Annotated in this window: 25 protein-coding genes and 1 pseudogene; 16 read left to right on the forward strand and 10 right to left on the reverse strand. The window is 74.2% G+C overall.

Annotated elements, in window-relative coordinates; genetic code table 11:
- The 4 genes from DKT68_RS21090 to DKT68_RS21105 all read right to left on the reverse strand — a co-directional run.
- Window positions 1-725: lytic polysaccharide monooxygenase auxiliary activity family 9 protein (locus tag DKT68_RS21090; protein ID WP_146218408.1), on the reverse strand; the 725-nt coding region annotated here is incomplete at its 3' end.
- Between the two features lie 118 nt (window positions 726-843).
- On the reverse strand, window positions 844-1299 hold the full coding sequence (locus tag DKT68_RS21095) for a GNAT family N-acetyltransferase (protein ID WP_109819136.1): 456 nt from the start codon (window positions 1297-1299) through the stop codon (window positions 844-846).
- Window positions 1300-1360: 61 nt separating this feature from the next.
- Window positions 1361-2299 carry a DMT family transporter gene (locus DKT68_RS21100; RefSeq protein WP_236647011.1) on the reverse strand — a complete coding sequence of 313 codons (939 nt, stop codon included), beginning with the start codon at window positions 2297-2299 and terminating at the stop codon, window positions 1361-1363.
- A gap of 177 nt (window positions 2300-2476) precedes the next feature.
- Window positions 2477-2737: a Prokaryotic metallothionein gene (locus tag DKT68_RS21105; RefSeq protein WP_109819137.1), complete on the reverse strand. Its 261-nt coding sequence runs from the start codon at window positions 2735-2737 to the stop codon at window positions 2477-2479.
- 155 nt (window positions 2738-2892) lie between these two features.
- Here DKT68_RS21105 and DKT68_RS21110 point away from each other — a divergent pair, with 155 nt between their 5' ends.
- The 3 genes and pseudogenes from DKT68_RS21110 (at window position 2893) to DKT68_RS21120 (ending at window position 4431) form a co-directional block, all read left to right on the forward strand.
- Entirely contained in the window at window positions 2893-3168 is a 276-nt protein-coding gene (locus DKT68_RS21110) for a glycoside hydrolase (RefSeq protein ID WP_109819138.1), read from the forward strand.
- 107 nt (window positions 3169-3275) lie between these two features.
- A pseudogene (locus DKT68_RS21115) lies at window positions 3276-3780 on the forward strand (lytic polysaccharide monooxygenase).
- A gap of 63 nt (window positions 3781-3843) precedes the next feature.
- Window positions 3844-4431 carry a DUF305 domain-containing protein gene (locus tag DKT68_RS21120; protein WP_109819139.1) on the forward strand — a complete coding sequence of 196 codons (588 nt, stop codon included), beginning with the start codon at window positions 3844-3846 and terminating at the stop codon, window positions 4429-4431.
- Window positions 4432-4505: 74 nt separating this feature from the next.
- On the opposite strand, the gene msrB is transcribed toward DKT68_RS21120, so the two are convergent.
- Window positions 4506-4910 (reverse strand): peptide-methionine (R)-S-oxide reductase MsrB, encoded by a 405-nt coding sequence (gene msrB / locus DKT68_RS21125; protein ID WP_109819140.1) that lies wholly within the window; start codon window positions 4908-4910, stop codon window positions 4506-4508.
- 48 nt (window positions 4911-4958) lie between these two features.
- Here msrB and ligD point away from each other — a divergent pair, with 48 nt between their 5' ends.
- The 10 genes from ligD (at window position 4959) to DKT68_RS21170 (ending at window position 16607) form a co-directional block, all read left to right on the forward strand.
- On the forward strand, window positions 4959-5996 hold the full coding sequence (gene ligD / locus DKT68_RS21130; protein WP_109819141.1) for a non-homologous end-joining DNA ligase: 1038 nt from the start codon (window positions 4959-4961) through the stop codon (window positions 5994-5996).
- Between the two features lie 74 nt (window positions 5997-6070).
- A complete protein-coding gene (locus tag DKT68_RS21135) occupies window positions 6071-6637 on the forward strand; it encodes an RNA polymerase sigma factor (RefSeq protein ID WP_109819142.1) in 567 nt (188 codons plus the stop codon).
- Window positions 6634-7722 carry a hypothetical protein gene (locus tag DKT68_RS21140; RefSeq protein ID WP_109819143.1) on the forward strand — a complete coding sequence of 363 codons (1089 nt, stop codon included), beginning with the start codon at window positions 6634-6636 and terminating at the stop codon, window positions 7720-7722. Before DKT68_RS21135 ends, DKT68_RS21140 begins: the two co-directional genes overlap by 4 nt.
- Before the next feature lie 141 nt (window positions 7723-7863).
- Window positions 7864-8343 carry a DUF2975 domain-containing protein gene (locus tag DKT68_RS21145; RefSeq protein WP_109819144.1) on the forward strand — a complete coding sequence of 160 codons (480 nt, stop codon included), beginning with the start codon at window positions 7864-7866 and terminating at the stop codon, window positions 8341-8343.
- The gene (locus DKT68_RS21150) at window positions 8343-8558 is read left to right on the forward strand and encodes a helix-turn-helix domain-containing protein (protein ID WP_030336216.1); all 216 of its coding nucleotides are present in this window, start codon (window positions 8343-8345) and stop codon (window positions 8556-8558) included. Before DKT68_RS21145 ends, DKT68_RS21150 begins: the two co-directional genes overlap by 1 nt.
- Window positions 8555-8719, forward strand: coding sequence for a hypothetical protein (locus DKT68_RS31535; RefSeq protein WP_201749130.1), 165 nt, complete (start codon window positions 8555-8557; stop codon window positions 8717-8719). The genes DKT68_RS21150 and DKT68_RS31535 overlap by 4 nt, the downstream gene beginning before the upstream one ends.
- Before the next feature lie 210 nt (window positions 8720-8929).
- Entirely contained in the window at window positions 8930-12115 is a 3186-nt protein-coding gene (locus DKT68_RS21155) for an ABC transporter permease (protein ID WP_109819145.1), read from the forward strand.
- A 49-nt stretch (window positions 12116-12164) separates the two neighbouring features.
- Window positions 12165-14867, forward strand: coding sequence for an FtsX-like permease family protein (locus tag DKT68_RS21160; RefSeq protein ID WP_109819146.1), 2703 nt, complete (start codon window positions 12165-12167; stop codon window positions 14865-14867).
- A 1-nt stretch (window position 14868) separates the two neighbouring features.
- Window positions 14869-15864, forward strand: coding sequence for an ABC transporter ATP-binding protein (locus DKT68_RS21165; protein WP_109819147.1), 996 nt, complete (start codon window positions 14869-14871; stop codon window positions 15862-15864).
- A 44-nt stretch (window positions 15865-15908) separates the two neighbouring features.
- Window positions 15909-16607 (forward strand): ABC transporter ATP-binding protein, encoded by a 699-nt coding sequence (locus tag DKT68_RS21170; protein WP_201749132.1) that lies wholly within the window; start codon window positions 15909-15911, stop codon window positions 16605-16607.
- A 56-nt stretch (window positions 16608-16663) separates the two neighbouring features.
- Here DKT68_RS21170 and DKT68_RS21175 read toward each other — a convergent pair whose 3' ends face one another.
- Window positions 16664-17308, reverse strand: coding sequence for a dihydrofolate reductase family protein (locus DKT68_RS21175; protein WP_109819148.1), 645 nt, complete (start codon window positions 17306-17308; stop codon window positions 16664-16666).
- Window positions 17309-17443: 135 nt separating this feature from the next.
- On the reverse strand, window positions 17444-17908 hold the full coding sequence (locus tag DKT68_RS21180; protein ID WP_109819162.1) for a GNAT family N-acetyltransferase: 465 nt from the start codon (window positions 17906-17908) through the stop codon (window positions 17444-17446).
- A 73-nt stretch (window positions 17909-17981) separates the two neighbouring features.
- Between DKT68_RS21180 and DKT68_RS21185 the strand changes: the two genes are divergently transcribed.
- Complete coding sequence (locus DKT68_RS21185; RefSeq protein WP_109819164.1) at window positions 17982-18494, forward strand: potassium channel family protein; 513 nt, start codon at window positions 17982-17984, stop codon at window positions 18492-18494.
- Here the strand turns inward: DKT68_RS21185 and DKT68_RS21190 are convergent.
- Entirely contained in the window at window positions 18421-19992 is a 1572-nt protein-coding gene (locus tag DKT68_RS21190; protein ID WP_109819163.1) for an alpha/beta hydrolase, read from the reverse strand. The two genes, DKT68_RS21185 and DKT68_RS21190, sit on opposite strands and share 74 nt — an antisense overlap.
- 58 nt (window positions 19993-20050) lie before the next feature.
- Window positions 20051-21166: an ATP-dependent DNA ligase gene (locus tag DKT68_RS21195; protein ID WP_109819149.1), complete on the reverse strand. Its 1116-nt coding sequence runs from the start codon at window positions 21164-21166 to the stop codon at window positions 20051-20053.
- Between the two features lie 135 nt (window positions 21167-21301).
- Here DKT68_RS21195 and DKT68_RS21200 point away from each other — a divergent pair, with 135 nt between their 5' ends.
- Window positions 21302-21514: a hypothetical protein gene (locus DKT68_RS21200; protein WP_109819150.1), complete on the forward strand. Its 213-nt coding sequence runs from the start codon at window positions 21302-21304 to the stop codon at window positions 21512-21514.
- 304 nt (window positions 21515-21818) lie between these two features.
- Window positions 21819-22322 carry a DUF1990 family protein gene (locus DKT68_RS21210; RefSeq protein ID WP_109819151.1) on the forward strand — a complete coding sequence of 168 codons (504 nt, stop codon included), beginning with the start codon at window positions 21819-21821 and terminating at the stop codon, window positions 22320-22322.
- A gap of 18 nt (window positions 22323-22340) precedes the next feature.
- Here the strand turns inward: DKT68_RS21210 and DKT68_RS21215 are convergent, their stop codons facing one another.
- Complete coding sequence (locus tag DKT68_RS21215; RefSeq protein WP_109819152.1) at window positions 22341-23261, reverse strand: DNA-3-methyladenine glycosylase family protein; 921 nt, start codon at window positions 23259-23261, stop codon at window positions 22341-22343.
- Window positions 23262-23341: the final 80 nt, after the last annotated feature.

Here is a 23341-nt window from a genome sequence, read left to right on the forward strand (position 1 = left end):
GTGGTGGGCGGCGGGGTGCCCGTTCCACCGGAGAAGTCGACGTCACTGCACAGGTAGTACGACTGGTCCAGGTGGCTGGCCTGCCAGACGGTGTAGACGATGTGCCGGCCCGTGCGGCCCGCCGCGTTGACCGGGATCTCGATGGAGACGCCGCCGGTCTCCTGCTTCCACTGCGACGCCGGGGTGTTGCCGATCTGGCCGGACAGCACCAGGTCGTCCCAGCCCAGCGTCTCGGTGAGCGGGTTGAAGCCCTGCCGGGTCACGTACACCCGGATGTAGTCGGCGCCGTGACTGGCCTGGTCGAAGAAGCGGACCCGGAAGTTGCTCGACACCGAAGTGGTCTTCCAGGCCCCGACGGTGTCCAGGGCGTTGTAGCGGCCGCTCTGGGTGCGCCCGCCGCTGCACAGCTGGCCGTCGGGGATGGCGCCCTGGTGGTTGCCGGCCACGCCCTCGCGGAACAGGCCGTTCCAGTTCCACATGGCGTTCGGGTCGGCCTGCCAGGCCTGCCAGCACATCGGGTCCTCGGTGGCCATCCGAGGGTTCTGGAAGTCGCTGCCCCAGCGTTGCCAGCAGCCGTAGTTGCGCGAGGCCGGGTCGACGACCGAACCGTGCGCCGAGGCGGGCCGGACCAGCGCGGTGGTCAGGGCGGTGGTGAGCAGGAGCGTGGCGGCCGCCGCGATGGCGAGCAGCCAGAGCACGCGTGGTGATCGGACGAGAGTGGACATGGAGCCCCCGGGGGGATGAGGTCGGACGACGACACCCGGACCGCCGGGAGATGCCCGCTCCCGTGCCTACTCGCAGGCTCCCGCGATGGCTCTACCCGGCACGATGCCAGGCCGATCGTCAGACGTCAATGGCCTCCCGGCGCATCGGCGTGTGCGGGATGCCGTCCTCGACGTACTCCGGGCCGCTGACCGCGAAGCCGTGCCGGGTGTAGAAGGGGACCAGGTGCGACTGGGCCTCCAGCACGCAGGGCCGGTTGCCCACCACCTCCAGGGCCGCGGTCATCAGCCGGCCGGCGTGCCCGCCGCCGCGCGCGGTGGGGGCCACCACCACCCGACCGATCCGGGCGGCGCCGTCCGGGTCGGCCAGGATCCGCAGGTACGCCAGCGGCCCGTCGCCGTCGGTCAGCCAGAGGTGCCGGGTGCCCGGTTCCACGTCCCGCCCGTCGAGTTCCGGGTACGGGCAGTTCTGCTCCACCACGAACACGTCGATGCGCAGCTTGAGCAGGTCGTGGAAGGTGCGGGCGTTCAGGTCGGCGAAGGAGGCCGTCCGGATCTGGGTAGTCTGCTGGGGCACTCACCGATGGTAGGCCGTCCGGCCGGGCGGGGTCCGCGGCGTCCCGCCCGGCCGGGGACGGTCACGGTGTGTCCGGCCGGGCGGGGGTCAGGTAGGTGGCGGCCACGGCGGTGAGCAGGAGCCCGCCGCCGACGATCACCGGCAGCGGCAGCGGCTCGTGCAGCAGCGCCACGGCCAGCGCCGCCGCGGTGAGCGGTTCGAGCAGGGTCAGCACGGCGGCGACGCTGCCCGGGGTGGTGCGCAGCCCGGCGTAGAACAGCGCGTACGCCACCGCGGTGGTGACCACGCCGAGGTGCAGCAGCAGTGCCACGGTGTCGACGCGTACCGGTACGGCGATCCCGGCGACCAGTGCGAGCGGCGCCAGGGTCAGCGCGCCGACCACGGTGGAGACGGTGGTCAGCGTCATCGGCGCGGTGCGCTGCGACACCTGTCGGCTGATCAGGGTCGTCACCGCGTAGCCGAGGCCGGACCCGGCCGCCGCGAGCAGACCGAGCAGCGGGGCGGGCGCCGCCTCGGTGGGCTGCGCGGTGGCACCGGTGATCAGGGCGAGCCCGGCCACGGCGGCGATCAGCGTGCCGAGCCGCAGCGGGCCCGGGATCCGGCGGGCACGCGCCGCTTCCCAGGCCGCGGCGAGCACCGGGGCCAGGCCGAGGCTGACCACGGTGGCCACACCCACTCCGGCCAGCGCCACGGCGGCGAAGTAGAGCGCCTGGTAGAGGCCGAGGCCGATGCCGGTGAGCAGCAGCGGCACCGGCGCCGCGCGCAGGGCGGCCACCAGCGCGCCGAGCCGGCCGGCGGTGCACGCCAGCAGGACGAGCGCGGCGATGGCAAGGCGGTGGAAGCCGATGCTCACCGGGTTGAGCCCGGTGCTCTCGCGCAGGAGTTGCACCGCCACGCCGGTGGTGCCCCACAGCACTCCGGTGACGGTGATCTGGATCAGGCCGGTGCGGGCCTGGGCGACGGCCGGGGCGGCCGGCGGCACGGTACGGGAGGTGGACACGGGTGCGCTCCGGAAGGGTGAGCCGTTGACGGGGACGACGTCGACGGAGCGCGTACGGCGAGATGGCCGAGCCGGGTCACCCGGTCGGCGCGAGGCGCGGCGCTCCGGTCAGGAGCGCGGCGGGGGCAGGACGCCCAGGAACGGCCGCATCGAACGACCGTACCGCAGGGGTCGGGGTCAGGCGGGGCGGGCGCCGACCGCGTCGCGGATCTGGGCGCCCTCGTCGCCCTCGACAGCGCGGGCGCAGTGCCCGCAGCAGAAGAAGCGCCCGTTGACCTCCACGCCGTGCCCGACGATCTTGATCTGGCAGTGCTCGCAGATCGGTGCCAATCGGTGGATCGCGCACTCGAACGAGTCGAAGGTGTGCACGTCGCCGCTGACCGTGCGCACCTCGAACGCCATCCAGTAGTCGTTGCCGCAGACCTCGCAGGTAGCCACGGAAAACCTCCCGTATCAGGACATGTGACTTCAGGTTGCCCCAGCCTCGGGCGGCGGTGGGTGAAATGCCGCCGGCCGGACCACCGAGGCGGCGTGTCGGCTCCGGCGTGTCGTCCGTTATGCCGGGTGAACCGCCGCAACCCCCGGAGGATGCAGTGATCAAGCGCAACAAACTCTTCGGCAATCAGACCCGGGTCACCTTCTGCCTGCCCCGGGACGCCCCGCCCGGCCCGGTGAGCGTGGTGGGGTGCTTCAACGGCTGGGTACCCGGCCGGCACGAGCTGGTGACGCGCCGCGACGGCACCCGGACGGTGACCGTGAAGCTCGGGCCGGGGGAGTACCGGTTCCGCTACCTCGCCAGCGGCGGGGTCTGGCTGGATGACGAGTCAGCCGATCAGGTCGACGAGCGGGGCAGTCTGCTCCGGCTCTGACAGGAAACTCCTCAGCATCGATGTATTTATCGATGAGGGTCTTTACTGTTAACAAAGTTTAAATTACCTTGGGGGGCACCACCGGACCTGGAGAAGGAGCTGCCCCCATGCGTCGAAGAATGACCGTCCCGCTGGTGGCGGCGGGCGCCGTCGCCGCCACCCTCACCGTCGCCGCGCCCGCCCAGGCGCACGGCTACGTGTCCGCCCCACCGAGCCGGCAGGCGCTCTGCGCCCAGGGCCGGGTGCCCGACTGCGGGCAGATCAAGTACGAGCCGCAGAGTGTCGAGGGGCCCAAGGGCCTCCGCAGCTGCAACGCCGGAATCGCCCAGTTCGCCGTCCTCAACGACGACAGCCGGGGCTGGCCGGCCACCTCGGTCGGCAGTTCGCTGACCTTCACCTGGGTCAACACCGCCCGGCACGCCACCAGCAACTGGGAGTACTGGATCGGCAACACCCGGGTCGCCTCGGTCAACGGCAACGGCCAGCAGCCGGGCGTACCAGGTCGGCGACCAGGCCACCTACGGCGGTCGGACGTACCGCTGCCGGCAGGCGCACACCGCGATCGCCGGGTGGGAGCCGCCGAACGTGCCGGCGCTCTGGAGTCAGGTCTGACCGACACGGGTGCGGCTCCGGCCGCACCCGTGTCGCCGTCCTCGCGTGATCGGAGCACCCGGCATGCCCCGCCGAACCCTGCTGGCGCCCCTGCTCGCCATGCTGCTGCTCACCGCCGCCTGCGCCGCGCCGTCCGCGTCGACGCCGTCGGCCGCGCCCCAACCGGCTCCCGCGTCCCCGGCCGGGTCGGCGGCGGCCGGGGACGCGATGAGCGGCATCGACGTGGTCTTCCTGAGCACGATGGCCGGGCACAGCGAGCGCACCCTGGAGATCGTCCGGCTGGCCCGGGACCGAGTGCGCGACGACACGCTGCGCACCCTCGCCGCCGCCATCGAGGCGACCGAGGCGGATGAGCTGACCACCATGCGGGGCTGGTTGCCCACGGCCGGGCCGGGCGCCAGCGCCGCCGGGCACCACCACGGGCACGGGGACGACGCCGCGCTCGACCGGCTGCGGGCCGCGTCGGACGCCGACCTCGACCGGGTGCTGCGCGAGGTGCTCGCCGACCACCAGCGGGCGGCGGCCGACCTGGCCCGGGCCCAGGTCGACGTCGGCCGCAGCGAGCAGGTCCGCGACCTGGCCCGGCGGATCGAGCAGTCCCGGACCGCCGAGGTCGAGCTGCTCGCCGGTGCCTCCGCCACGCCTCGGTGAACGCGGTAGGCCGGTGGCGCGGCGGTGCTCGGGGTACGCCGGTGACGCACCCCCGCCGCGCGAGGCCGCTCAGGTCAGCGCGGTTCCAGGCGGATGGAGACCGAGTTGACGCAGTGCCGGGTGTCCTTCGGCGTGAAGCCCTCGCCGTGGAAGACGTGCCCGAGGTGGCTGTTGCAGCGGGCGCAGCGGATCTCCGTGCGGGCCATGCCGAGGGTGCGGTCCTCGATCTCCTTCACCCGGCCGGGAATGGCGTCGTCGAAGCTCGGCCACCCGCAGTGCGAGTCGAACTTCGTGTCGCTGGAGAAGAGCTCCAACCCGCAGGCCCGGCAGTGGTAGACACCGGCCGTCTTGGTGTCCACGTACTCGCCGGTCCACGGGCGCTCGGTGCCCGCCTCGCGCAGCACGTGGAACTCCTCCGGGCTCAGCCGGACGCGCCACTCGTCCTCGGTCTGGGGCAGTTCGTTGTCGTCAAGACTCACGCCCCCAACGGTACGTCGAACGTCGGGGGCGTGGCATAAGGTCGCGGGATGGGTGGCACCAAGGCTGCGGTCGCCGAGGTCGAGGTGGCCGGGCACACCGTACGACTGAGCAGTCCCGATCGGGTGATCTTCCCCGCGCGGGGCTTCACCAAGGCGGACGTCTTCCACTACTACCTCGCGGTCGGCGACGGCATCATGCGCGCCCTGCGGGACCGCCCCACGACGCTGCAACGCTTCCCCGAGGGCGTCGAGGGCGAGATGTTCTTCCAGAAGCGGGTGCCCACCCGGGGCGTGCCACCCTGGGTGTCCACCGCGGAGATCACCTTCCCGAGTGGCCGGAGCGCCGCGGAGCTCTGCCCCGCCGACCTGGCGCACGTGGCCTGGGCGGCGCAGATGGGCACGATCGTGTTCCACCCGTGGGCGGTGCGCGCCGCCGACGTGGACCGCCCCGACGAGCTGCGCATCGACCTGGACCCACAGCCCGGCACCGACTTCGCCGACGCCGCCCGGGCCGCCGGGGAGGTCCGCGCCGTGCTGGACGAGCTGGGCGCCACCGGGTGGCCCAAGACCTCCGGCGGCCGCGGCGTGCACGTCTACCTGCGCATCGCCCCACGCTGGACGTTCACCGAGGTCCGCCGGGCGACCATCGCGCTGGCCCGGGAGGTGGAGCGCCGCCACCCCGACCTGGTCACCACCGCCTGGTGGAAGGAGGAGCGCGGCACCCGGGTCTTCGTCGACTACAACCAGATGGCCCGCGACCGGACGATCGCCTGCGCGTACTCGCTGCGGGCCAACGCGCGGGCCACCGTCTCCACCCCGGTCACCTGGGACGAGCTGCCCGACGTCGACCCGGACGACTTCGACCTGCGCACGGTCCCGGCCCGGCTCGCCGAGCGGGGCGACCCGCACGCCGGCATCGACGACACCCCGTGGGACATCACCCCGCTGCTGGAGTGGGCCGAGCGGGACGCCGCCGCCGGTCAGGGTGACCTGCCCTACCCGCCGGACCACCCGAAGATGCCCGGCGAGCCCAAGCGGGTCCAGCCCAGCCGCGCCAAGCGCTCCCCCGGCGACGACAACGCCTGACGCCGGCCGGCCAGCCGCGTCCGTTCTCCGGTCGGGCCTGTCACGACGGGCGCTGGACCGGACATGGGATAGACGTGAGCTCCGGGACCGAGCACGAGGACCGCTTCCGACGCGTCTACGCGGCCAACTTCGAGCCGCTGCTGGCGTACGCGATGCGGCGCGTCGAGCAGCCCGAGGACGCGGCCGACGTGGTCGCCGAGACGTTCCTCGTCGCCTGGCGGCGCAGCCGCGAGATGCCGCCCGAGCCCGAGGTCCGGCTGTGGCTGCACGGCGTCGCCCGGCGGGTGCTGGCCAACCACCACCGCGGCGGCATGCGCCGGGGGCGGCTGGGTGATCGGTTGCGGCAACGCCTCCGGGCCGCGGTCGCCGTCGACCCGGGCAGCGTGGTCCCCGAACGGCTCACCGTCCGGGCCGCGCTGGCCCGGCTGGGCGAGGTGGACCGGGAGGTGTTGATGCTGACCTTCTGGGAGGGCCTGGAGCCGCGCGAGGTCGCTGTCGTCCTGCACGTGAGCCCGGCGGCGGTCCGTACCCGGTTGTCGCGCGCCCGTGCCCGGTTGCGGAATCTCGTCGGTGACGACCTCGGACCACCCGGACATGTACTCGACGTCATGGCCGCACGCGCCCCGGAGGAGGGCAGATGACCGACGAGCACCTCGACCGGATGGTCCGAGACGCGGACCCGTACCGACCCGATGTCGTCCAGCACCTCGACGGGGCCGCGCAGAACCTCCTGGAGGAGATCATGTCCGCGCCGACCCTCGAATCCGTCGCCGAACCGCCGGGCCCCCGCGCCCGACGGCGCCGCACCCTGCTGAGCGGTCTCGCCAGCGCCAGCGTCGCCGCCGCCGTTCTCGCCGTCCTCTTCGGAGTCTCGGTCGTGAACTCCGATCAGCCGGCCGACCGCGAGGCGGCTCCGGTGACGTCGCCCACCTCGGAAGCGACGGCGCCGGTCGCCTACTCGGCGATGGTGCTCAAGGCCGCCGAGGAGAGCCCGCGACTGCTGATCGACCAGCCCGGCTGGAAGGCGGTCACCGTCTACGGCTTCGCCGAGAAGGAGGGCACCATCGCGTTCCGCAACGACAAGCGGGAGCTGGCGATGAACTGGTACCCGGCCGGCCAGTACGACGGCTACCGCCAGGATCGGCTCCACGTCAGCAAGCCGGAGCAGGTGAAGGTCGACGGCTGGGCGGGCGAGCTGTTCCGGTACACCGCGAGCGACTTCGCGGTCATGCTCCGGCCCCGCGACGGCTCCTTCGTCGAACTACGTGCGGGGGGCGCCTGGACGCGGGGCGAGTTCGACCGGGTTCTCGCCGACGTGGTCCGCGTCGACGCCCGTACGTGGTTGGCCGCGCTTCCGGCGGAGATCGTCACGCCGGACCGGGTGGACGAGCGGGCAGCCGGCGTGCTCGCCGACGTGCCACTCCCACCCGGCTTCGACACCGCCGCCCTGGGCACCCTCGGGACCAACGACGCCTACCAGTTCGGCGCCCGGGTGACCAGTCGCGTCGGCTGCGGGTGGATCGTCGAGTGGCAGCGCGCGAAGCAGGCTGGCGACGCCGCCGCCGTCCGCCGTGCCGCCGACGCGTTGCGCGGCAGCCACACGTGGAAGGTGCTGCACCAGATGAACGACGAGGGTGACTGGCCGGAGGTGTTCTGGAAGACCGCCGACACGGTGGCCGCCGGGAAGCTGCCCGCCGGCTATCGGGAGGCCCTCGGCTGCGAGTAGCCGTTCCGGGTCGCGCCGTCCGGCAGGGCGCCGGGGATCAGTGGATCCCCGGCGCCCGCGATGGCGGCTGGCGCCGCCGTCGCAGGACATGCGAGGGCTGAACCGATTGACATTCGATAGGTAACGAGCGAAACTCGATGCATGGTCACAGAGCATCGAGCGGTTGCCGCTCTCCGGGTCTTTCTGGTGTTGCTGTTCGGGATCCTGGTCATGTTCCAGACCTTTTCGCTGCCGGGGCAGTTCGCCCACATGGCCAGGGAGTCGCCGGACTTCGCCTACCTGAGGTGGCCGGCGACCGCCGTGACCGTGTTCTGGCTGCTGTGTGTCCAGGTGGTGATCGTGGCGACCTGGAAGCTGCTCAGCCTGGTCAAGGCCGACCGCATCTTCACCGAGGTGGCGCTGAAGTGGGTCGACGCGATCGTCTGGGCCATCGCGGCCGCCTGGGCGGTGCTCGTGGGTGTCTTTCTCTACGTCGGCTTCAACGCGGACGACCCGGGGCTGCCGCTCCTGCTGTTCCTGCTGCTGACCGGTGTGACCGTGCTGGGCCTCCTCATGGTGGTGATGCGTGCGCTGCTGCGCCAGGCCACCACGCTGCGGACCGACATGGAAGCGGTGATCTGATGCCCATCGTCGTCCGCATCGACGTCGAGCTGGCCAAACGCAAGATGAGCGTCGGTGAGTTCGCCGAGCGCGTCGGGCTCACGCCGGCGAACGTGGCCGTGCTGAAGAACGGCCGCGCCAAAGCTGTCCGCTTCAGCACGTTGGAAGCCATGTGCCGGGTGCTGGACTGCCAGCCCGGTGATCTGCTCGAGTGGGTCGAGGAGGAAACCCCGTGAAGTACGTCCTTCTGCTCGTCGCCGTCCTCGCCGTCGCACTCGGTGTCGCCGGCATCGCGCTCGGGGAGGCCGACGACTCCCCGGGCCTCCAGCTCCTGGGCGTCGTGCTCGTCGTCGGCGCCGTCGTGTACGGCGTGTGGGTGCTCCGGCGCGCCCGCTAGCGGCGACGCGCGCGGGTTTGATCGACTCCGCCGCACGGAAGTCGGGGTGTCCCGGTCGTGGGATGCCCCGGCTTCCCTGGACCGGGGTCGATCAGCTCCGACCGGGTTGACCCTCTCCGGAGTAACGATCATGTAACGGGCGCGAACCTTTCCCGGTGGATGACCTGTCTTGTTGGTCGTCGGCCCGCCCGGGCCAGGGGAGGCGTCCGGATGAAGCTGGTGTGGAGGCGGGCCCGCGAGGCGCGGGGTCTGCTGGTTGCCGCGGTGATCGCCGCTCTGGTCGCCGTCGCGTTGGTCACCGGCCTGTCCGACTACAACCGCCGCGCGGTGGACGCCGGGCAGCGGGCGCTGGTGGCCGCCGCACCGGCGGAGGAGCGGGGCCTGCTGATCAGCGGCTCCGGTGGGCGTGACGCCGCCGAGTTCGCCACCCGGGACAGGGCCGTCCGGGCCGAGTTCGCCGACGGGCTCGCCGGCGTACCGGTCACCGTCGCCGTGGCCCGTTACGGGACCGGCCGGGAACTGACCGGCGACCTCGGGTCGCTGCCCCGCACCGGCGATGACCCGATCTTCGCAAACCTGGCCTCCCTCGACGACCTCGGCGCCCACGCGGAACTGACCGCCGGGTCGTGGCCGAGCCCCGGCGCCAGCCCGGTGCAGGTGAGCCTGCCGGAGCGGGTCGCCACCATGCTCGGCGTGACCACCGGCGACCGGATCCCCCTGCGCGACCGGAGCACCGAGAAGGCCAGCGAGGTCGTGCTCGCCGGCACCTGGCGACCCCGCGACCCGACCGACGCGTACTGGCTGCTGGCCCCCGGGGTGGGCGCGGGCAGCGTCGGCTCCGCCACCTCGTACGGACCGTTCGCGCTGGACCCGGCCGACTTCGCGGCCACCTTCCCGGGCTCGGTGTCGGCGTCCTGGCTGGCCGTACCGCAGCTGGCCGGCGTCGACGCGGGCGACCTGCCCGCCGTGCGGGCGGCCATGACAGCGGCGGCCGCGGCCGTGCCCGAGGCCGCCGACCTGGGCACGTCGGGGCAGACGTCGACCAAGGTGGAGCGGCTGCTGGACCGCATCGCCCGCGCCGACCTGGTGGGCCGCTCCGCGCTGGCCACCCCGCTGCTGCTCATCCTGGTGCTCGGCGGGTACGCGCTGGTGCTGGTGGCCGCCCTGCTGCACGAGGACCGCCGCCCGCAGACCGCGCTTCTGCGCGCCCGGGGCGCCGCCCGCCGGCAGTTGGCGGGGCTGGCCACCCGTGAGGCGGCCCTGGTGGTCGCCCCGGCCGCGCTGCTCGGGCCGGTGATCGCCGTCGAGGCGCTCCGGTTCGTCCGGCCCGGCGGGTCGGCGGAACTCTCCACGCACGGCGGCAACACCACCCTGGTCTGGGCGGCCGCCGCCGCCACCGCAGCCGGTTGCCTGGTGGCCATGGTCGCTCCCACCCTGCGCGGCGCCGGCACGTACGTGGCGGACATGGCGGCCCGGTCCCGGCCGAACCGGTCGGCGAGCGTCCAGCGGGCCAGCGTCGACCTGGTGCTGGTGGCGCTCGCCGTGCTCGCCTGGGTGCAGCTGCGCCGGTACGCCTCTCCGCTGGCCGGCTCGGGCGGCCAGCTCGGGGTGGACCCACTGCTGGTCGCCGCCCCGACGCTCGGCGTGCTGGCCGGCGCCGTGCTGGCGCTGCGGGTGCTCCCGCCGCTCACCCGGTTCGCCGAGCGGTTCGTCGACCGTCGCCCCTGGACGGCCACCATGTTCGGCATGTGGCAGGCCGGTCGGCGTCCGCACGCCGGCCCGGTGCTGCTGCTCGCGCTCGCCGTCGGCGGCAGCACCCTCGCCTGGTCCCTGATCAGCACCGGCGAACGGTCCCAGGTCGCGCAGGCCGGCCACACGGTCGGCGCCGACCTGCGGGTGACCGAGCGGGCCGGTTCTGCCCCGCCCGACCGGGCGGGGCAGATCGCCGCGCTGCCGGGCGTGCAGCGGGCGCTGCCGGCGTGGCGCGACGAGGTGCGGGTGGGCCGGGAGGACCTGCCGGTCACCGTGATCAGCCTCGACCCGGCCAGCGCCGACGGCGTCGTACGGCTCGCCGACCCACTGGCCGACGAGCCGGTGTCGCAGCTCTACCAGCGGATGGTCGGGGCCCGCGGCGCGCCCGCCGGCGTCGAGTTGCCCGCCGGCACCCGCGCCGTGACCGGCGCGGTCCGCACCCCGGTGTCCCAGGCGGTCCGGCCGCTCCGGATCGAGGTGGCGTTGCTCGTCACCAGCTCCGACGGTCTCGCACTCCGGCTGCCGGCCGTCACTGCCGGCAGCGACGGCAGGGCCGAGTCGTTCACCGTGGAACTGCCCGACGTGGGCGGGGCGCGGCTGCGGTTGGCCGGGTTCGAGGCCGACGGCGGGCTGGCGGCTGGCAACTCGTATCAGCTCCAGGTGGACGGGCTGGCGTTGGTCGGCGCGGACGGCACGACCCGACCCGCCGAGCTGACCGGGGACTGGGTGACCACGGCCGGCGGGGAGAAGCCCTCGCCGGCGCGGTCCAGCCCGACGGGGGTGTCCGCCAGCCACCCGGTGGAGGTGATCCCCGGCGGGCAGTTCGCCTACCAGCCGCCCACCCGCTTCTCGGTCGTGCCCGGCGGGGACAGCGCCCCCGTGCCGGTGCTCATGACCCCCGGGGTGCGCGACGCGCTGAGCCTGCGTACCGGCGACACCGTCGCCCTGACGCTCTCCGGCGCGACGCTGCAGGTCCGCCTGGTCGGCGACCTGACCGCCGTGCCCGCCACCACCGGGGAGGGCGTGCTGCTGGACCTGCCCGCCGCGCGGGACGCGCTGATCCGGGCCGGCGGCACCGTCCGGTCGGTGCCGGAGTGGTGGATCGGCACGAACGACCCGGACGCGGCCGGGCGGGCCGCCAGCGAGCTGCCCGGCACGACCGTGCTCGACCGGCAGGAGGTGATCGAGGCCGCCGCCGAGGACCCGTACTGGCGGGGGTCGCGCACCGGGATGCTCGCCGCCGCGCTCGGCGCGGTGCTGCTCGCCCTCGTGGGCCTCATGGTGGACGTGTGGGCCACCGCCCGGCACCGGCTCGGCGAGTTCGCGGTGCTGCACACCCTCGGCGCCACACCCCGGCTGCTGGCCCGCGCCCTGCTGGCCGAGCAGACCTTCCTCGCCGGCATCGGTGTGGGTGTCGGGCTGCTGCTCGGCGCCGCGGTGGGCGCCACCATGGCCCCGCTGGTCATCCTCACCCCGGCCGCCGGCCGGCCGGTGCCCGAGGCGGCCTTCGTGCTGCCGTGGGCGCCGATCGGCCTGACCGCGGTCGGGCTGCTGCTGGCGGCGCTCGCCTTCAGCGCGTTCATCGCCACCGGCATCCGGCAGCGGGTGGCGGCGGTGCAGTTGCGGATCGGGGGAGAACGATGAGCGGGCGCGACGTGCGACCCGGTGACCGGGCACGACGGGGGAGTACCCGATGAGCATCGGTGCCGCCGTCCGGCGGGTCCGGGCGTACGGCGGGCAGTTCCTGCTCCTGGCCGTGCTGACGCTGGTGGTCACGCTGCTGGTCAGCGGGGTGCCCCGGCTCGTCAACCGGCTCGCCGAGCAGGGCCTGCGGGCGCAGCTCACCAGCGAGCCGGCGGCCCGCCGGGACCTCTCGTACACCTCCGCGGGGCGGAACCTCTCCACGACCTCGGTGACGGGCAGCGCCCGCGACAAGTTCGACACGCTGGCCGAGCAGATGCCGCCGGCGGTGCGGGCGGCGGTGGCCGAGCGGTGGTACAACGTGGACGCCATGCCGGGCCGGGTGATCGGCCCCGATCTGAAGGCGCGCAACCTGCTGGTGGACCTGGGCCTGCGGGCCATGCCGGGCGTCCAGGAGGCCGGCACCCTCGTCGAGGGCACGTGGCCGAACGAGACATTCGTCCCCGACCGCCCGATGGAGGTGGCGCTCGACGCCGACGTGGCCCGCAAACTCAACCTGCGGGCGGGCAGCCACCTGCAGATCGGCCACGCCACCCGAACCGGCATCACCGACGCGGCCCCGCTCGTGGTGGTCGGGCTGTTCCGTCCCGCCGACCGTGCGGACGGCGTCTGGGACGGACTGCCGCCGCTGCTGCGGGTCACCGAACCACTCGGGGACGGCGAGCCGTTCGTCGCCGTGGGTGTGGTCGCCGGGGTGACCATGGACAAGCGGGCCGCCGCCGGTTGGCCGGTGCGGTTCGGGTGGCGCTACCGGCTGGGGGTCGACAACATCGATTCCCGCCGACTGAACGAGCTCATCGACGGGCTTCAGCGGATGCAACGCAGCACCCCACCGGACGTCGAGCTGACCCAGGGTGTCGACGTGCCGCTGCGGGCGTTCGCCGCGGAGGCGGACGCCGCCCGGACGCTGCTCGCGGTGATCGCGGCCGGCGTGCTGGCCACCCTCGCCGGGCTCGTCGTGCTCGCGGCCACGCTCGCGGTCCGGCGGCGCCGCGCGGAGTTCGCACTGCTGCGCGCCCGCGGTGGCGGGACCACCGCCGGCGCCCGGCGCAGCCTCGCCGAGTCGCTGCTGGTGGTGCCGCTCGCCGCCGCGCTGGGCTGGTGGCTGGGCACCCTCGTCCCCGGCCCCCCGGACCCGACCGTGCCGTACGCCGCCGCGGCGACCCTGCTGGTGACCCTGGCGCTGCCGCTGGCGACGCTGGCCGTACCGGCCGGTGGAGGGGCCCGGAGCGACCTGATCCGGGCGCGCCCGTCGGCGCGCCGGCTCACCGCCGAGGTCTCCCTGCTGCTGCTCGCCGGGCTCGCCGCGGTGCTGCTGCGCCGGCGCGGCCTCACCCTCGGCGAGGTGGACCCGCTGCTGGTGTCGGTACCGGTCCTGCTCGCCGTCGCCGCGGCGGTGCTCGCGCTGCGCGCGTACCCCTGGCCGTTGCGTCTGATCAGCCGGCTGGCCGCGCGGACCCGGGGCAGCGTGACCTTCCTCGGCACCGCTCGCGCCGGCCGCTCCGCCGTCGCCGCCCCGCTGGTCGTCGTGGTGCTGGCGATCGGCACCGCGGCGTTCTGCGCGGTGGTCTCCGCCGGGGTGGAGGCGAGCCGGGACCGGGCCGCCGAGCGGCTGGTACCGGCCGACGCGCTGATCCGGGGCGAACGCTTCGCCCCGGACACCGCCGACGAGCTGACCCGCCTGCCCGGCGTGCGGGCGGCCACCCCGGTGCTCGAGGAACGCGGCCAGCGGCTCGCCACCGACGACCTGGGCACCGACGCCCGGATCGCTGAGGCGGCGGTGCTGCTGGTCGACGGGCCGGGGCTGACCGCGATGACGGAGAAGTCGGGTGTGGAGGTGCGGGTCCCGGCCGCCCTGCGGACCGCCCGGGCCGAACCCGGGCCGCTTCCCGCGATCGTCTCCCCGGCGGTCGCCGCCGACCTGACCCGGGCCCGGCTGGACCGCTCGGCCTTCATCTCCGTGCAGGGCCAGCGGTACGAGTTCCGGGTGGCCGGCACAGCGGAGAGCTTCCCGCTGCTGCCGGCGACCACCGGCCGCTTCGTCATCCTGCCCTGGCAGGCGCTGCCCGCGCGGAACACCACACCCGTGCCGACCAGCCTGCTGGTCGCCGGGGACCGGATCGACGCGGAGGCGCTGCGGCAGGCCGGTGACCAGGGACAGGAGCGCTACCAGCGCACCGGCGCGGTGACCGGCCGGGAGCGGCCGATCGGGGTGACGGTCGACACCCGGGCCGACGTCCGACAGGCGCTGGGTGACGGCGGCGCGAACGGGGTGCTGGCCTTCGGGTTCGTGGCCGGCGCCGCCGGGGGCACCGTGCTCGGGCTGCTGGCCATCGCGTTCACCGTGCTCGCCGGGGCGCGGGCCCGGGGTCAGGTGCTGTCCCGGCTGCGCACCCTCGGCCTGTCCCGCCGGCAGTGGCGGGGGCTGCTGCTGGTCGAGTTGACCCCGCTGGTCGGGGTGTCGGTGCTGACCGGTGCGCTGGTCGGGGCGGTGCTGCCATTGCTGCTCAACCCGGTGCTCGGCCTGTCCGCGTTCACCAGCGGCATTCCGGTCCGGGTGGCCTTCGAGCCCGGTCTGGTCGCCGCCGTGCTCGCGCTCGGGGCGGTCGCCCTCGGCTTCGCGGTCGCCGTCGAGGCCCTGAACAACCGCCGGCTGCGCCTCGGTGAGGTGCTCCGGCTCGGAGAGGAGAGCTGAGATGACCGCTACCGCGGAGACTCCACTGGTGCCCGACCTGGCCGCCCTGCAACAGCGGGCCGCGCAACGCGCCGCCGAGCGGGCCGGCGGGCAGGACCGCCTGCGCGGGCACATCGTCTGCGACGGTCTGGTGCGCATCTTCAAGACCGAGGGGGTGGAGGTGGTCGCCCTCCAGGGGCTCGACCTCGTCATCGACCGGGGCGAGCTGGTGGCGATCGTCGGCGCCTCCGGCTCCGGCAAGTCGACGCTGCTCAACATCCTGTCCGGCCTGGACACCCCGACCGCCGGCATCGCCCGGGTGGCCGACTACGACCTGCTCTCGCTGTCGGCGAAGCGGCGGCTGAGCTACCGGCGGGAGCTGGTCGGGTTCGTCTGGCAGCAGACCGGGCGCAACCTGCTGCCGTACCTGACCGCGTTGGAGAACGTCGAGCTGCCGATGGAGCTGGCCGGCAAGCGCGGCCGCAAGGCCCGCCGGGAGCGGGCCCGTGAGCTGCTCGACCTGGTTGGCGTGGGCTACTGCGCGGACCGGCGGCCGGGGCAGCTCAGCGGCGGTGAGCAGCAGCGGTGCGCGGTCGCGGTGGCGGTGGCGAACGACCCCGAGGTGCTCTTCGCGGACGAGCCGACGGGAGAGCTGGACGAGGCGACCGGCGCGGAGGTCTTCACGGCGCTGCGCACCATCAACGCCGAGCTGGGCGTGACCATCGTGGTCGTCACCCACGACCACGCCGTGGCCACCCAGGTCCGTCGGACCGTCGCGATCCGCGACGGCCGGACCTCCTCCGAGGTACGCCGAACCGCGCGAATCGGCGAGGACGGCAGCACCGAGCTGGTCAGCGAGGAGTACGCGGTGCTCGACCGGACCGGCCGGATGCAGCTGCCGGCCGCGTTCGTCGACGCGCTGTCGCTGCGCGACCGGGTCCGGCTCGATCTGGAGCCCGACCATGTGCAGGTACGGCCCGGTGACCGGGCTTCGGACGGACGGGAGGCGCGGTCGTGAGCCGTCGGAACGTGGTGGTGACCGGCGCGGCCGGGGCCGGCGGGCTGGCCCAGGCCGGTGCGGTTGCCGGCGAGGTCGTCCGGGTCAGCGGGGTCAGCCGGACCTTCGGCCGGGGCGAGCACGCCGTGCACGCGGTGCGCGACGTGTCGTTCGCCGCCGACCGTGGCGAGCTGGTCGCCATCCGGGGCCGCTCCGGCGCCGGCAAGACAACGCTGCTGAACCTCGTCGGCGGGTTGGACCGGCCGGACAGCGGTCAGGTGGTGGTGGCCGGGCACGAGGTGACCGCGGCGGGCGAGGCGGAGCTGTTGCGGCTGCGCCGGGGCACCGTCGGCTTCGTGTTCCAGACCTTCGGGCTGGTGCCGATCCTCTCCGCCGCCGAGAACGTGGGCGTGCCGCTGCGGCTGGCCCAGGTGCCGGCAGCCGAGCGGGAGCAACGGGTCGCGGTGCTGCTGGAGCTGGTCGGCCTCGGCGGGCACGCGGCGCAGCGGCCCTACGAGCTCTCGGGCGGCCAGCAGCAACGGGTCGCGGTGGCCCGCGCGCTGGCCAACGAGCCGGACCTGCTGATCGCCGACGAGCCCACCGGCCAGCTCGACTCGGAGACCGGCCGGTCCATCATGGACCTGCTGCGCGCGGTGGTGCACGCCCGGGGGATGACGGCGCTGGTGGCCACGCACGACCCGGCCCTGATCGACCTCGCCGACCGGGTGCTGACCCTGCGGGACGGTCGCCTGGTCGGGGCGTGATTCGGCAGGGGGAGAGTCCACCGCCGACGACACGGATCCGCCTGACGCGGGAGGGCTCAGTCGTCGCGTCCGGCACCGCGATCGGGTGCGCCCATGTCCCCCGTCCGGGGCGTGCCATCGGCGAGCCCGTAGCGCAGGTACACGGTGCCGCTCGGACCGGCTACCGGCGGTTCGAGGAGTGTGACGTTCGTGGGCACCGCGCCGCCGTCGAACACCTTCTTCCCGACGCCGAGCACGATCGGGTGCACCCAGAGGTCGAGACGGTCGAAGAGCTTCTCGCGCAGGAGGGTCTGCACCAGGTTCAGGCTCCCGACGACCTTCACGTGCTCGTGCCGGCCACGGATCTCGCGTACCGCGCCCACCAGATCCGGGCCGAGCTGGGTGGACCCGGCCCACGAGAGGTCGGGCCTGCCGCGGGAGGCCACGTACTTCGGGACGTTGTTGAAGAGCGTGGCGATCTCGTTGTCCGCGCCGCCCTCCTGGTGCGGCCAGTAGGCGGCGAAGATGTCATACGTCCGCCGGCCGAGCAGGAGGGCGTCCGTGCCCTCGTACGCGGCACCGACCTGCGCCCCGGCGACCTCGTCGAGCAGGGGCGCCTGCCAGCCGCCGAACGGGAACCCCACCGGGTCCTCGTCGGGGCCGCCGGGCGACTGCCCGACGAGGTCGAGGGTTGCGAAGAGCTCGATGTGGATGAGGCCCATGCCGTACTCCCGATGAGTTGGTTGTCTCGGTCGGGAATCACCACCCCGTCCCGCGGTCAGCCCTGCGACGCCCGGCAGCAGCAGGTATGCCGTGCGCCCTGGTCCAGGCCGGGACGCCGCACGGGCACTCCCCGCTCACGATAGATCACTGAGCGGCAGCTTCATGCCCTCGTGGCTGGCGACGAAGCCGAGGCTCAGGTAGAAGCGGTGCGCGTCCTGGCGGGCCTTGTCCGTGGTGAGCTGCACCAGCGCGCAGCCGCGTTGCCGAGCCTGGTCGATGGCCCAGGCCATCAGAGCCCGGCCCAGCCCCTGGCCGCGCCGGTCGGAACGGACCCGGACCGACTCGATCAGGGACCGCTCGGCGCCGTGCCGCCCGAGCCCGGGTATGTAGGTGATCTGGAGGCAACCGACCAGCTCACCGCCCTGCTCGGCGACGATCAGCTGGTTGCGCGGGTCCGCGCTGATGTCCGCGAACGCCCGCTCGTACGCCTCGTCGACCTCGGTGAAGTCGCGGGCCTTGCCCAGGACGTCGTCGGCGAGCAGGGCGATGACGGCGGGCAGATCGGCCCGGACCGCCTCCCGGTAGGTCACGTCGGTCATGCCCATGAGCCTGGCACAGCGACATCGGCGGATGGGCCGGTGCCGTTTGCCGGCACGGGGCAGCATGGGCGGCATGGAGGCTCTGCTGCTGCCGTTCCGCTGGATCTACCGGGCGTTGGTGTGGTTCGCGAACTCGCCGCGCACGCTGATCACGTCGTACCTGCTGATGATCGTGGTCGCCGGGGTCATCTACGGGGAGGTCGAGCAGCGCAGCCCCGCCGACGCGGTCTGGTGGGCGGTGGTGACCGCGTCCACCGTCGGGTACGGCGACATCTCACCGACCACCTGGGCGGGCCGTACGCTCGCCGCGCTGCTCATCTCGACCATGGTCCTGCTGGTCATCCCACTGATCACCGCGCACTTCGCCAGCCGGCTCATCGTCGACGACGACGCCTTCGAGCACGAGGAGCAGGAGCAGCTCAAGGCCGACGTGCGGCGGATGCGGGCGCTGCTGGAGGAGCTGGCCTCCCGGCAGGGCATCGAGCTGCCGCCGCTGCCGCCGACCCGACCGGTCACCGGGCCGGGCAGCGAAGCCCCTCCCTGGGAACGGTCAGGTCGATCAGGTAGGCGTCGACCGCGGCGGTGACGCAGGAGGTCCGCGGGTAGGCGGTGTGCCCCTCACCCTCCCAGGTGAGCACCCGGCCGACGCCGAGCATCGAGGCGAGGCGGCCGGTCTGCTCGTAGGGGGTCGCCGGGTCGCCGGTGGTGCCGACCACCACGATCGGCGGTGCGCCGTTCGCCCGGCCGGTCGGGTACGGGTCCCGCCCGCCCGGCCACTCCACGCAGCTCAGCATGCCGACCGCGAGCGCCGGCCCGAACAGCGGGTACTTCGTGCGCCACTGCGACTGCAACTGGCGGATCTGCTCCCGGCTCGGCTTCTCCGTCTCGTCGGCGCAGTTGATGGCGAGGTTGGCGTCGAACAGGTTGGAGTAGTGCCCGTCGTCCTCCCGACCGGCGTACGCGTCGGCGAGCCGGAACACGTCCTTCGGGTCGCCCTCGGCGAGCCGGTCGATCGCCCGGGCCAGCTCCTGCCAGCCGGACTCGGTGTAGAGCGAGGAGATGACCGCGTAGAAGACCCAGCCCGCGGTGGCCTCCCGCCCGTCGGCGCCCCGGACCGGGGAGACCCGGGCCTTGTCGATGGCCGACGTGACCGCGGCACGCGCGTCCGGGGCGATCGGGCAGCGGGCGGCGTTGGCGCCGCACCAGCGGGTGAAGTTGCCGAAGGCCCGCTCGAAGCCGCGGGCCTGACTCTCGGACCCCGCCACCAGCCGCTGTCGCGGGTCGACCGCGCCGTCGAGCACCAACGCCCGCACCCGCTGCGGGTAGAGCTGGGCGTAGATGGCGCCGAGCAGGGTGCCGTAGGAGTAGCCCAGGTAGGTGAGCTTGTCGTCGCCGACGGCGGCGCGGACCGCGTCCATGTCCCGGGCGGCCTGCTCGCTGCCGTAGAGCGGCAACTGGTCGCCGTACCGGTCGCCGCAGCCGCGCCCGATGCGCTGGCTCAGCCCGGCGAAGCCCTCGAACGCGCCCTGGCTGGCCGGATCGGGGTCGTAGCCGAAGCTGGCGTCCAGGTCGGCGTCGGAGATGCACTTGACCGGGCTGGACCGGCCCACCCCGCGCGGGTCGAAACCGACGATGTCGAACCGCTCGGTGATCGTGGCGGGCAGCCCGCCGAACTGGGGACCGAAGGAGAGGTAGACGGCGGTGTCGACGCCGGAGCCGCCGGGGCCGCCCGGGTTGATCACCAGTGAGCCCACCCGGTCCCGCTGTTTGGTGGACCGGGCCCGCAGCAGGGCGATCTCGAAGGTCTGCCCGGCGCCCGGCCCGGCGGTCGCCCCGCCGCCGGTGCCCCAGTCGCGCGGCACGGCGATCCGTGCGCACTCGTAGCGCATGTCCGGAGCGCCGCGCCCGACCAGCTCGTCGGCGACCTCCGGGCAGGCCCGCCAGGTCGGCGTGCCGCCGGTCGGCGCTGCCTCACCCTCCACCTGCGTGCGCGGCGCGAACGCGGGCAGGGTGCAGCCGGCGGTGAGCAGCGCGGCCACCACGAACGCGGCGAGAGTGCGACGGACCCGGCGACTGGTCGCCATCCGAGGCTGGTCGGCGGTGCGGGTCACGTGGTCCTCCGGAGTCGGGTCGACGGCCAGGCTACGCCGGGCCGGACGCGGCCCGGTCCACGGTGGCCGCCGGGTCGCCGCGCAGCACCTGGTCGACATCGAAGCGGATCGGACGGTCGAGCTGGTCGTAGCGGCAGGAGCGGGGATCGCGGTCCGGTCGCCACCGGACGAACTGGGCGGTGTGCCGGAACCGCTCGCCCTCCATCGCGTCGTAGCCCACCTCGACGACCAGCTCCGGGCGCAGCGGCTCCCACTCCAGGTTCTTCGTGCCGGTCCATCGGCTCACCCCGCCCGGGATGCGCTGCCCGCGCTCGTGGTCGCCGTGCACCCACGGGTGCTCGCCGCCGGTGTCCCGGTAGGGCGCCAGCTCGTCGAGCAGCTCGGCCCGCCGGGCCATGCTGAACGACGCGCTCACCCCCACGTGGTGCAGCACTCCGGCGTCGTCGTAGAGGCCGAGCAGCAACGAGCCGACCACCGGGCCGGACTTGTGCCAGCGGAAGCCGGCCACCACCGCGTCCGCGGTGCGGGCGTGCTTGACCTTGAACATCAGCCGCTTGCCCGGCTCGTAGGGCAGGTCGGCCGGCTTGACGATCAGCCCGTCCAGCCCGGCGCCCTCGAAGACGTCGAACCAGCGGCGCGCGGTCTCCGCGTCGGTGGTCACCTGGGTGACGTGCACCGGTGGGACCACCCCGGACAGCGCCTCGACCAGCCGCTCCCGGCGGCGCGGGTAGGGCTGGTCGAGCAGGGCCTCGTCGCCGATGGTCAGCAGGTCGAAGGCCACGAAGTCGGCCGGCGTGGTCTCGGCCAGCAGCTTCACCCGGGACGCGGCCGGGTGGATGCGCTGGGCCAGCAGCTCGAAATCCAACCGGGGCTGGCCGCCCGGACCGTCCCGCCGGATCACGATCAACTCGCCGTCGACCGCGCACCGCTCGGGCAGCTGCCGCAGGGCCTGCTCGACCACCTCGGGGAAGTAGCGGGTCATCGACTTGCCGCCCCGGCTCGCCAGCTCCACCTCGTCGCCGTCGCGGAACACGATGCAGCGGAACCCGTCCCACTTGGGCTCGTAGGTCACCCCGGGCGTGGTGGGCAGCTTGGTGACGCTCTTGGCCAGCATCGGCTCGACCGGGGGGTTGATCGGCAGGTCCACGGCGACCAGTCAATCAGACGGTGCCGACAGTCGTGAGGCAGATCACCGTGGGTGCCGGGGCGGCGTGTCCGCCCGCGCGCCGCTCGTCCCGCGCGGGCGAATCAGATAACCGCAGGTCAGAGCTAGTTTCGCGGCATGTCCGAGTGGGTTTGTGACTGCTGCGGGCGGTGGCGGGTGAGCGTCGAGCTGATCCGGGGCCGCTACCGGTACCGGCTGACCCGCCGCTACCCCGAGCGGTTCGGCGGCGGCCGGAACGTGCTCGGCGAGGTCGGGTCGGTGCCGGAGCTGGAGGAACTGCTGCGTCTGCGTACCCCGCTCAGCCTGGCCGACCTGCACGAAGCGGCCTGATCCGGGCGGCCCCGCGTGGCCGGGCCGGCCGGTGGATGCCGGCGTCACGATCCACCGGGCAACCTCGTCTCGAAGCGCGGCGGCGGCTGGAGGCCGACGGGCTCAGGCGTCGGTGCGAGCAGGGCTGACCGTCGGCTTCTCCAGGACCGCCAGCCGGATGCCGCTCGGGTCCGGCCGCTGCGACATGATCCGGTAGCCGTGCCGCTGGTACAGCCGCAGGTTGCGGGCTGTAGCGGTCGTCGCCCGGCGGCCCGTCCGTGCCGGCCGTACCCTGGCCGTGTCCGGACGAGGACGAGGGGGAGCGGTGGGCGAGCTGACGTACCCGGAGGTGGGACGGACCCGACAGGGGACGCTGCCCGCGGGTTACCACCACCTGCGCCACCGATACCCGCTGCCGGCCGGCTGCTTCGAGGTCGCGGCCGAGGCGGTGTTGGGCTGGCGGCTGCACCGGGCCGCCGGGGTCCGGATGCGCACCGACGCGCCGCGGGCCACCGAGGGCGTGCTGGTGAGCGCGGGCCTGGGCGTGGGGCCGGTCCGCGTCTGGGGGCCCTGTCGGGTGATCTGGAGCGAGGACTCGCCCCGGCTCGCCGGCTTCGGCTACGGCACCCTGCCGGGGCACCCCGAGCGGGGCGAGGAGGCGTTCCTGGTCGGCCGGGACGACACCGGCGCGGTCTGGTTCGAGGTACGGGCGTTCAGTCGCCCGGACCGCTGGTTCACCCGCGCCGCCGGCCCGGCCGGCCGGGCCGTGCAGCACGCGTACGCCTGGTGGCTGGGTCGCACCCTGCGTCGGCTCTGCGCCGGCCGCTGAGCACCGCCGCGCCGCCGGTCAGTAGCGGGCGAACGAGCGGATCGGCGCGCGGGGGCCGTACTTCGGCGCCTGGATGCCGGCGGCCTCCAGCAGCAGGCAGACCCGGCCGCGGTGACCCCGGAACGGCTCCAGCAGGGCCAGCATCCGGGCGTCGTCGCCCCGCGCCTCGCCGGCGAGCGCCCAGGCCACCGTGTTCGGTATGTGGTAGTCGCCGACGCTGACCGCGTCCGCGTCGCCGTAGACGATCCGGACCACCTCGGCGGCGGTCCACGGACCGATGCCCGCGATCGCGGTCAGCCGTCGGGTGGCCTCGGCGGCGTCGGCGCAGCGCTCCAACCGGTCGGCGAGCGCGGCGGCGCGGCGCAACGTGTCGGCCCGGCGCTGCTCCACGCCGAACGGGTGGAACACCCAGTACGGGGTGGCCGCCACCGCGGTCGCCTCGGGTGGCAGCAGCAGCGGCTGCAGCGGGCCGGGCGCGGGCTCGCGGAAGTGCCGCACGGTCGCCGCGTACGCCCGGTACGCCTCCTTGCCGGTGACCTTCTGCTCGAACACCGCGCGCAGCAGGCGGGGGAAGACCTGCCCGGTCGCCGGCATCCGCAGACCCCGGTGCTCCCGGGCCAGCCGGGCGACCAGCGGGTGCGCCGCCGCCAGCTCGGCGAAGCCGGTCAGGTCGTCGCGGAGCCCGGCGATCGCGTCGGCCCGGGCCAGCACGTGCTCCGCGCCGGGCCCGTAGCCCTCGGCGAGCAGGTCGCCGCCGGCCGGCCGCAGGGCCAGGGTGGCCGGCCCGTCCGGGGTGCGGGTGGCCCACCAGAAGGTGCCGGCGGCGACGCGCGCGCACGGGTCGTACGGGCTGAAGGTGAGCCCGCGGACCGACGCGGCCAGCCGGTAGCCGGCCGGCGGGTGCAGCACCCTGGTCGCGGCGGGCTCGGTGTCGGTCACCCCGCCACTCTGCCAGGTGCCGGGCCCCCGTCGCCGACCGCCATACCCGTTCCGCGCCCAGGCGGGGAGAAGCGTGACGG

The sequence above is a fragment of the Micromonospora acroterricola genome, assembly GCF_003172955.1.
Classification (GTDB): domain Bacteria; phylum Actinomycetota; class Actinomycetes; order Mycobacteriales; family Micromonosporaceae; genus Micromonospora; species Micromonospora acroterricola.

What these genes read in the sequence shown, in the direction of transcription:
- DKT68_RS21120 (WP_109819139.1), top strand. Translation starts at nt 3,844, where the DNA reads ATGCCCCGCCGAACCCTGCTGGCGCCCCTGCTCGCCATGCTGCTGCTC.
- ligD (WP_109819141.1), top strand. Translation starts at nt 4,959, where the DNA reads ATGGGTGGCACCAAGGCTGCGGTCGCCGAGGTCGAGGTGGCCGGGCAC.
- DKT68_RS21140 (WP_109819143.1), top strand. Translation starts at nt 6,634, where the DNA reads ATGACCGACGAGCACCTCGACCGGATGGTCCGAGACGCGGACCCGTAC.
- DKT68_RS21145 (WP_109819144.1), top strand. Translation starts at nt 7,864, where the DNA reads ATGGTCACAGAGCATCGAGCGGTTGCCGCTCTCCGGGTCTTTCTGGTG.
- DKT68_RS21150 (WP_030336216.1), top strand. Translation starts at nt 8,343, where the DNA reads ATGCCCATCGTCGTCCGCATCGACGTCGAGCTGGCCAAACGCAAGATG.
- DKT68_RS21155 (WP_109819145.1), top strand. Translation starts at nt 8,930, where the DNA reads ATGAAGCTGGTGTGGAGGCGGGCCCGCGAGGCGCGGGGTCTGCTGGTT.
- DKT68_RS21160 (WP_109819146.1), top strand. Translation starts at nt 12,165, where the DNA reads ATGAGCATCGGTGCCGCCGTCCGGCGGGTCCGGGCGTACGGCGGGCAG.
- DKT68_RS21165 (WP_109819147.1), top strand. Translation starts at nt 14,869, where the DNA reads ATGACCGCTACCGCGGAGACTCCACTGGTGCCCGACCTGGCCGCCCTG.
- DKT68_RS21175 (WP_109819148.1), bottom strand. Translation starts at nt 17,308, where the DNA reads ATGGGCCTCATCCACATCGAGCTCTTCGCAACCCTCGACCTCGTCGGG.
- DKT68_RS21180 (WP_109819162.1), bottom strand. Translation starts at nt 17,908, where the DNA reads ATGACCGACGTGACCTACCGGGAGGCGGTCCGGGCCGATCTGCCCGCC.
- DKT68_RS21185 (WP_109819164.1), top strand. Translation starts at nt 17,982, where the DNA reads ATGGAGGCTCTGCTGCTGCCGTTCCGCTGGATCTACCGGGCGTTGGTG.
- DKT68_RS21190 (WP_109819163.1), bottom strand. Translation starts at nt 19,992, where the DNA reads ATGGCGACCAGTCGCCGGGTCCGTCGCACTCTCGCCGCGTTCGTGGTG.
- DKT68_RS21200 (WP_109819150.1), top strand. Translation starts at nt 21,302, where the DNA reads ATGTCCGAGTGGGTTTGTGACTGCTGCGGGCGGTGGCGGGTGAGCGTC.